Raw genomic sequence first — 2,120 nt, 5'->3', positions numbered from 1 at the left:
CTCCCCGCCTTCTCCCCTCTCGCCCCGTCTCCGACTACCCTGCACTCATCCGATGACTGACCCCGAGGAGCCGCGATGCGTGTCGCTCTGTTCCTGACCTGTGTCAACGACACGCTGTATCCGGACACCGGCCGGGCCGTGGTGAAGCTCCTGACCAGGCTGGGCGTCGACGTGGACTTCCCGATGGCGCAGACGTGCTGCGGGCAGGCCCACTACAACACCGGGTACCGGCACCAGGCGGAACCACTGGCCCGGAAGTTCTCCGATGTCTTCGGGGGGTACGACGCGATCGTCACCCCGTCGGGGTCGTGCGGTTCGATGGTGCGGGAGCTGTATCCCCGGATGGGCGAGCGGGCGCGGGCGGAGGGCCGGGGGGACTCGCTGGCCACGGTGCTCGCGCCGGTCGTGCCGAAGACGTACGAGCTGACGGAGTTCCTGGTGGACGTGCTGGGGGTGACCGACGTGGGGGCCTACTACCCGCACACGGTGACCTACCACCCGACCTGCCACGGGCTGCGCAGCCTCGGGCTCGGCGGGCGGCCGTACCAACTCCTCAAGGCCGTCAAGGGACTTGAGCTGGTGGAGCTGCCGGGCGCCGAGGAGTGCTGCGGGTTCGGGGGGACCTTCGCCGTGAAGAACTCCGACGTCTCGGCGGCGATGGGCGCGGACAAGGTCCGCAACGCCGCGTCGACCGGCGCTGAGGTGCTGTGCGCCGCCGACAACTCGTGCCTGATGCACATCGGGGGGACGATGGCCCGGCTCAGGACCGGCATGCGGCCGGTGCACATCGCGGAGATCCTGGCGAGCACGGAGGAGGAACCCGCCGTATGAGTGGAACGTTCGTAGGGATGCCGGCGTTCCCGGTGGCCGCGAAGGAGGCCGTCGGCAACGCGACCCTGCGCGGGAACCTGCGCCACGCCACGCACACGATCCGCGCCAAGCGCGCCAAGGCGGTCGCCGAGGTGTCGGACTGGGCCGAGCTGCGCGAGGCGGGCAAGCGGATCAAGGACCACACGCTGCGCCATCTCGACCGGTATCTCGTCCAGTTGGAGGAGTCGGTCACAGCTGCGGGTGGCACCGTGCACTGGGCGGCCGACGCCGACGAGGCGAACCGGATCGTCACCCAACTGGTCAAGGAGACCGGCGAGTCGGAGGTCGTCAAGGTCAAGTCGATGGCCACGCAGGAGATCGGCCTCAACGAGGCGCTCGAAGCGGCGGGCATCCACGCCTACGAGACCGATCTCGCCGAGCTGATCGTCCAGTTGGGCAAGGACCGGCCCTCGCACATCCTCGTCCCGGCGATCCACCGCAACCGGGGTGAGATCCGGGACATCTTCCGCACCGAGATGAGCGAGTGGGGCCGCCCGGCGCCCGAGGGCCTCACCGACACGCCCGCCGAACTCGCCGAGGCGGCCCGGCTGCACCTGCGGGAGAAGTTCCTGCGCGCCAAGGTCGGCGTCTCCGGCGCCAACTTCATGGTCGCCGACACCGGCACCCTCGTCGTCGTCGAGTCCGAGGGCAACGGCCGGATGTGCCTGACCCTCCCCGAGACGCTGATCTCGGTCGTCGGCATCGAGAAGATCGTCCCGACCTGGCAGGACCTGGAGGTCTTCCTCCAGACCCTGCCGCGCTCCTCGACCGCCGAGCGCATGAACCCGTACACGAGTACCTGGACGGGTACGACGGACGGCGACGGGCCGCGCGTCTTCCACCTGGTCCTGCTGGACAACGGGCGCAGCGACACCCTCGCCGACGAGGTCGGGCGGCAGGCGCTGCGGTGCATCCGCTGCTCGGCGTGCCTGAACGTGTGCCCGGTGTACGAGCGGGCCGGGGGGCACGCCTACGGCTCGGTCTATCCGGGGCCGATCGGCGCGATCCTCAGCCCCCAACTCCGGGGCACGGCAAGCGAGATCGACGCCTCGCTGCCGTACGCGTCGTCGCTGTGCGGGGCGTGTTACGAGGTGTGTCCCGTCGCCATCGACATCCCCGAGGTGCTGGTGCATCTGCGGGAGCGGGTCGTGCAGGGCGGGCCCGTCGTGCGGGAGGGGAACCGGGTCGTGCTCAAGCCCGCGAAGGGTCATGCCGCCGAGCGGGCCGCGATGCGGGCGGCGGGGTGGGCC

General features: G+C 70.5%; 2 protein-coding genes. Both read left to right on the top strand.

Features of this window, described 5'->3' with window-relative positions:
* Positions 1-75: 75 nt before the first annotated feature.
* Positions 76-831: a (Fe-S)-binding protein gene (locus tag AOK24_RS07355; RefSeq protein ID WP_055719234.1), complete on the top strand. Its 756-nt coding sequence runs from the start codon at positions 76-78 to the stop codon at positions 829-831.
* Positions 828-2,120 (top strand): LutB/LldF family L-lactate oxidation iron-sulfur protein (locus tag AOK24_RS07350; RefSeq protein ID WP_055719235.1); only part of this gene is annotated, 1,293 nt, incomplete at its 3' end. The genes AOK24_RS07355 and AOK24_RS07350, both read left to right, overlap by 4 nt.

This window comes from Streptomyces niveiscabiei (genome assembly GCF_001419795.1).
In the GTDB taxonomy this organism is placed as follows: Bacteria; Actinomycetota; Actinomycetes; order Streptomycetales; family Streptomycetaceae; genus Streptomyces; species Streptomyces niveiscabiei.
This window is presented reverse-complemented; position numbering and strand designations above follow the sequence as displayed.